This is a genomic window from Agathobaculum sp., from assembly GCF_050946325.1.
Taxonomy (GTDB): Bacteria; Bacillota; Clostridia; order Oscillospirales; family Butyricicoccaceae; genus Agathobaculum.
In genome coordinates this window covers 1-6,321 of the sequence record NZ_JBMNUP010000109.1, presented here as the reverse complement: position 1 = coordinate 6,321, position 6,321 = coordinate 1, and the positions used below count along the sequence as shown (strand labels likewise).

6 protein-coding genes are annotated in these 6,321 nt (G+C 56.6%); 5 read left to right on the top strand and 1 reads right to left on the bottom strand.

The features are described 5' to 3' along the window. Window positions 1–174: 174 nt before the first annotated feature. Complete coding sequence (gdhA, locus tag ACOYIE_RS08335) at window positions 175–1,518, bottom strand: NADP-specific glutamate dehydrogenase (protein ID WP_433412246.1); 1,344 nt, start codon at window positions 1,516–1,518, stop codon at window positions 175–177. A 226-nt stretch (window positions 1,519–1,744) separates the two neighbouring features. Here gdhA and ACOYIE_RS08330 point away from each other — a divergent pair, with 226 nt between their 5' ends. From ACOYIE_RS08330 to ACOYIE_RS08310, 5 genes are all read left to right on the top strand, one after another. Continuing rightward, window positions 1,745–2,056, top strand: a complete 312-nt coding sequence (locus tag ACOYIE_RS08330) for an MGMT family protein (protein WP_433412244.1) — start codon at window positions 1,745–1,747, stop codon at window positions 2,054–2,056. 31 nt (window positions 2,057–2,087) lie between these two features. After that, window positions 2,088–2,612 (top strand): HD domain-containing protein, encoded by a 525-nt coding sequence (locus tag ACOYIE_RS08325; protein WP_433412242.1) that lies wholly within the window; start codon window positions 2,088–2,090, stop codon window positions 2,610–2,612. A gap of 141 nt (window positions 2,613–2,753) precedes the next feature. Further along, the gene (locus ACOYIE_RS08320) at window positions 2,754–3,230 is read left to right on the top strand and encodes a MarR family winged helix-turn-helix transcriptional regulator (protein WP_433412240.1); all 477 of its coding nucleotides are present in this window, start codon (window positions 2,754–2,756) and stop codon (window positions 3,228–3,230) included. Further along, window positions 3,227–4,957, top strand: coding sequence for an ABC transporter ATP-binding protein (locus ACOYIE_RS08315; RefSeq protein WP_433412238.1), 1,731 nt, complete (start codon window positions 3,227–3,229; stop codon window positions 4,955–4,957). The genes ACOYIE_RS08320 and ACOYIE_RS08315 overlap by 4 nt, the downstream gene beginning before the upstream one ends. Continuing rightward, window positions 4,957–6,321 (top strand): ABC transporter ATP-binding protein (locus ACOYIE_RS08310; protein ID WP_433412236.1); only part of this gene is annotated, 1,365 nt, incomplete at its 3' end. The genes ACOYIE_RS08315 and ACOYIE_RS08310, both read left to right, overlap by 1 nt.

The window sequence follows — 6,321 nt, the reverse complement described above, 5'->3', positions numbered from 1 at the left end:
AATTTCTACGATACCTCGGTCCAGTTTCCCTCGTTCCAGCATCTTTCATCACCCATCCGCATTTTACCATATACATGCGAAAAAGCCCAGCCGTAGCTGGACTTTTTCGACAAGCTGAGGCTTCGGAACATTGTTCCGAAGCCTTTTCTGTTCAGGTGAAAGCGGAAAAGGGACTCAGCAAACGCCCTGCGCCAGCATGGCGTCGGCAATTTTTTCAAAGCCGCCGATATTCGCGCCCATGACGAGGTTGTCCTTATGGCCGTACTTCTCAGCCGCGGTGACGCAGGTTTTGAAAATGTTGACCATAATATCATGCAGACGTGCGTCAACCTCTTCAAACGACCAGGACAGGCGCAGCGAGTTCTGGCTCATCTCCAGACCGGAAGTGGCAACACCGCCGGCGTTGGCCGCCTTGGCAGGGCCGAAGAATACGCCGTTTTCCAGGAAAGCGGTGACCGCCTTGGGGGTAGAGGGCATGTTGGCGCCTTCGGCCACAAATTTGCAGCCGCCTGCAATCAATGCCTTGGCGTCATCCTCGTTCAGCTCGTTCTGGGTGGCGCAGGGCAGTGCAATATCGCACGGGGTGCCCCACGGGCGCTGGCCTGCGGTGTAGGTGCTGCCGGCAACGCGGTCGGCATATTCCTTGATGCGGCCGCGCTTGACTTCCTTGATATCCTTGACGATATCCAGATTAATGCCGTTGGGGTCATAGATAAAGCCGTTGGAATCCGAAAGGGTAACAACCTTGCCGCCAAGCTGGGCAGCCTTTTCGGCCGCATAGATGGCAACGTTGCCGGAACCGGAAATGACAACGGTTTTGCCCTCAAAAGAGGTGCCCTTGTATGCGAGCATTTCCTTCATATAGTAGCACAGGCCGTAGCCGGTTGCCTGGGTGCGGGCAAGCGAGCCGCCGTAGGACAGGCCCTTGCCGGTCAGTACGCCGGTGAACTCGTTGCTCAGACGCTTGTACTGGCCGTACATAAAGCCAACTTCGCGCGCGCCAACGCCGATATCGCCGGCGGGTACGTCGGTAAACTGGCCGATGTGCTTGGAAAGCTCGGTCATAAAGGACTGGCAGAAACGCATGACCTCGGCGTCCGACTTGCCCTTGGGGTCAAAGTCCGAACCGCCCTTGCCGCCGCCCATGGGCAGGCTGGTCAGGCTGTTTTTGAAACACTGTTCAAAACCAAGGAACTTGATAACCGATGCATTGACGGACGGATGGAAACGCAGACCGCCCTTATAAGGACCGATGGCCGAATTGAACTGCACGCGGAAGCCGCGGTTGACCTGAACCTTGCCCTGATCGTCTACCCACGGAACGCGGAACATGAACATGCGCTCAGGCTCGACGATGCGCTCGATGATGCCGTTTTTCTCCAGTTCGGGACGGGCTTCCACAACCGGCTCAAAGCTTTCGAGTACTTCGAGAACGGCCTGCTGGAATTCCGGCTCATTCGGGTTACGCTTGAGGACCGTGTCGTACACGCTCTTCAGGTAGGAATTGGTAAGTGCCATTTTGATTGTCCTCCTTACGATTTCTGCTTCCGCGCTTTGAAAAAACATGGGGGAAAAGCACGGAACAGCGGATATACTTGCAGTAGTGCTTAATCATTATACAGTATTTTGCGGAGGAGCGCAATACTTTAGCGCGTTAAAAATATACAGTTTTTTGTGAGATAAAACAGGTGGAAATCGGCAGATTGACTTGATATAATGGAAAGGAAGGGGGATGCGTGAAAAAATGGCAAACAGTTTTGAGCGGATTTACGAGGTTGTCCGGCGCATTCCGCGCGGCACGGTGGCAAGCTACGGCCAGGTGGCTGCGCTGGCAGGCAATCCGCGGTGGGCGCGGGTGGTGGGGTATGCGCTGCATGCCAATCCCGATCCGGAAGGGATTCCCTGCTACCGCGTGGTGACAAAGGATGGACGGACGTCTCCGGCCTTTGCTTTCGGGGGTGCAGACGTGCAGCGCGCACTGCTGGAGGCGGACGGCGTTGCGTTTACAGCGGACGGTAGAGTGGATATGGAGAAATACCGCTGGGAAGGCCTGTGAAGGCTGTGCCTGAACGACAGGAGGACAAATGATGGTGAATCTGGAAAAAGTGGCGGCTGCGGCCATCGCATACGACGCGGGTGACGCGCGCAGAGTGCAGCACCTGATGAAAGTGTACGCTTTTTGCCGGCTGATCGGACGAAGCGAGGGATTGGACGCGCATCAGCAGAATGTTCTGGAGGCCGCGGCGCTGCTGCATGATATCGGCATCCATCAGGCAGAGCGCAGACACGGCTCGCCGGCAGGCATCTGGCAGGAAAAAGAGGGGCCGGCGGTGGCCGCGCCCATGCTGCGGCAGGCCGGTGCAGATGAACAGGAGCTGGCGCGCGTGTGCTGGCTGATTGCGCACCACCATACTTACGGCGCAGGTGAGGATACCGATCTGCGTATTCTGTTTGAAGCGGATTTTCTGGTGAATGCGCATGAGCAGAATTTGCCGGAGCAAACCTGCCGCGCAGCATGCGAGCGTATTTTTCGAACGGAAACCGGTCGCCGTTTTTTGCGGGATATGTTTCTGGAGAAACCGTATCAGCCTGCGGCGGGTGATGAAAAATGAAGAGCAGTTAAGCAATGCAAGGGTCTTTTGCGGTCTCTCCTGCGGGGGAGACTGTTTTTTTGAATTTTTTGTGAACACGGTTGACATTGCAGCTTCAGGGTTTATAATAGTTAGCACGCTGATTGTAAGGAGGCTAACAGAGTGGGAGAACGGATAGAAACGCGCATCGGCGCGCAGATCGGTATGCTCAGCAACTTGCTCAGCCGCCAGACCGCCTGCATGAGCAAAACATGTGGAGATGAGAGCATCACGCGGATGCAGGCAATCATCATTCACTACCTGCTTGTATCAGAGGAGAACGGTGATTGTTTTCAGCGCGATATTGAACGGGCGTTTCGCATGCGGCGTTCGACTGCGACGGGCATTTTGCAGCTGATGGAGCGGCACGGCCTGATCTGCCGCGAACCGGTTGCGCATGACGCACGGCTCAAGCGTCTGGTGCTGACCGAACGCGCCCGCGATCTGGATGAGCGTATTCAGCAGAGCATTGCGGTCAATGAAACCATCATGCGCGAAGGGGTTGACGCGCGCGATCTGGAAACGTGGTTTGCGGTCAGCCGGAAAATATGCGCCAACCTGGAGACACATCAGAGCCGAACTTTGGAGGAGACACTATGATAAAACAGTTGCTGAAAAGTGTGCGGGAATACAGGCGCGATGCGCTGCTTACGCCGCTTTTCGTTGTGCTGGAAGTGGTGATGGAGGTCATCATTCCGGCGGTAATGGCGCTGCTGATTGACCGCGGCATTGATGCGGGCAACATGCAGGAAATTGGGAAGTACGGTCTGCTTCTGGTTGTGTGCGCGCTGCTTGCGCTGGTATTCGGCGCGGCGGCAGGCACTTATGCCGCCCGTGCATCTACGGGGTTTGCGCGCAACCTGCGGCACGATATGTATTACGCCGTGCAGGACTTTTCCTTTACCAATATCGACAGGTTTTCAACGGGCTCAATCGTCACCCGCCTGACGACCGATGTGACCAATGTACAGAATGCGTTCCAGATGTGTACGCGCATTGCGGTGCGCTGTCCGGTCATGCTGGCGGCGGCGCTGTTTATGGCTTTCCGGATGAACAGCCGTATCGCATTGATTTTTCTGGCGGTGCTGCCCGTGCTGGCGGTTGGAATGGGCGTGCTGATGCGGCTGGTCGGGCCGGTGTTTGAGCGTGTGTTCAAGATTTATGACCGGATGAATACGGTTGTGCAGGAAAACGTGGGCGGCATCCGCGTGGTCAAGGCATATGTGCGCGAGCAGCATGAAACCGAAAAATTCAAAGGCGTTTCCGGCCTGCTGTACCGCGAATTTTCCCGCGCGCAAAAGCTGATGTGCGGACTGATGCCGCTGATGCAGTTCTGCATGTATGCATGCATGCTGCTGATCTCCTGGTTCGGCGCGCGGCTGATTGTGGGCGGCAGCATGACCACGGGCGACCTGACCAGCCTGTTTGCCTATGCCATGCAGATTTTGATGAGCCTGATGATGGTGGGCATGGTGTTTGTGATGATCACCATGTCGCGCGCAAGCGCGGAGCGTATTGCCGAGCTGCTTTCGGAAAAACCCGACCTGCACAATCCGGAAAAACCGCTGACCGAGGTCAAAAGCGGCGATATTGTATTTGAAAACGTCCGTTTCAGCTATCAGGGCGCGGGCGGACGGATGGCGCTGGAGGATGTCAACCTGCACATTCAGGCGGGGCAGACCGTGGGCATTCTGGGCGGCACGGGTGCGTCCAAATCGACGCTGGTGCAGCTGATTCCGCGGCTGTATGATGTGACGGAAGGCTCGGTTCGGGTCGGCGGCGCCGATGTGCGCGCGTACGATATTGAAGCGCTGCGCGACGAGGTGGCCATGGTGCTGCAGAAGAACGTGCTGTTTTCCGGCACCATAAAGGAGAACCTGCGCTGGGGCAATGAAACGGCAACGGACGAGGAACTGCGGCGCGTATGTCGTCTGGCGCAGGCGGATGCGTTTATTGAGCAGATGCCCAAGGGCTATGATACCTATATTGAACAGGGCGGCACAAATGTATCGGGCGGACAGAAGCAGCGCCTGTGCATTGCCCGCGCGCTGCTGAAGAAGCCCAAAATTTTAATTCTGGATGACTCGACCAGCGCGGTGGACACCAAAACGGACGCGCTGATCCGCAAAGCGTTTGCCGAAGAGATTCCGGATACGACCAAGATCATTATTGCGCAGCGGATAACCTCCGTACAGGACGCCGACCAGATTGTGATTATGGACGGCGGACGGATTCAGGCGGTCGGCACCCATGAGGAGCTGCTGGCGCATAACGCCATTTATCAGGAAATTTACCACCAGCAGCAGAAAAAGGGAGGCGAGGACTGATGTCGGGACACATGAAGGGCGGTCCGCACGGACCGCGCGGCATGCGCGGCGGCCGCGGCAGCAAGACGCCGGGCAAGACGTTAAACCGCCTGCTGCGCTATATCGGCAGGGGGTATGCGGCGCAGTTTGCCGTGGTGCTGGTTTGCATTCTGCTTTCGTCGGTAGCGGGCGTTGCGGGTTCGATGTTCCTGCGTACGCTGATTGACGATTATATCGCGCCGCTGCTGCTGGAGGACGCGCCTGTTTTTGGGGGACTGCTGCGCGCGATCGCGCAGATGGCGGTGGTTTTCGGCGTGGGTATTCTGTCCACGTTCCTGTACAACTGGCTGATGGTCTCCATCTCGCAGGGCGTGCTGAAAAAAGTGCGTGATGAGATGTTCGCCCATATGCAGACCCTGCCGATCCGCTATTTTGATACCCATACCCACGGCGATTTGATGAGCCATTTCACCAATGATACCGATACGCTGCAGCAGATGCTCAGCCAGTCGGTGCCGCAGATGTTTTCGTCGCTGGTGACGATTGTGGCGGTGCTGGCCGCCATGCTGTATACCAACGTGTGGCTGACGCTGTTTGTGCTGCTGGGCGTTGCGGTGATGATTGTTGTTACCCGTAAGATTGGCGGAAATTCCGCCCGATATTTCCTTGAACAGCAGACCGCGCTTGGCAAAGTGAACGGTTTTATTGAGGAGATGATTGGCGGGCAGAAGGTTGTCAAGGTGTTCTGCCACGAGGACAGGTGCAAGCAGCAGTTTGACGAACTGAACGACGCGTTGCGCGAAAGCGCGAAAAACGCCAATACGTTTGCCAATATTCTGATGCCGATTATGGGCAACATCGGCAATCTGCTGTATGTGCTGGTTGCGGTGGTTGGCGGCGCGCTTGCGCTTTCGGGCGCGGTGGGGCAGAGCATCACCATCGGTGTCATCGCTTCCTTTTTGCAGCTGACCAAGTCGTTCACGCAGCCGGTTACGCAGATTTCGCAGCAGTTTAACGCCATTGTTATGGCGCTGGCCGGCGCGGAGCGTATTTTTGCGCTGATGGATGAAACGCCCGAGGTGGATGACGGCTATGTTACGCTCGTCAACGCCAGATACGGCGCGGACGGCGCGCTGACCGAAACACCGGAAAAAACCAACATCTGGGCATGGAAACATCCGCACGAGGATGGGACCGTCACTTATACGCAGGTGAAGGGAGACGTGCGCTTTTTCGACGTCGACTTTGGCTATGATCCGGAAAAAATCGTGCTGCACGATGTTTCGCTCTATGCAGAGCCAGGGCAGAAGGTCGCCTTTGTCGGCGCGACGGGCGCGGGCAAAACGACGATTACCAACCTCATCAACCGGTTTTACGATTTGGCG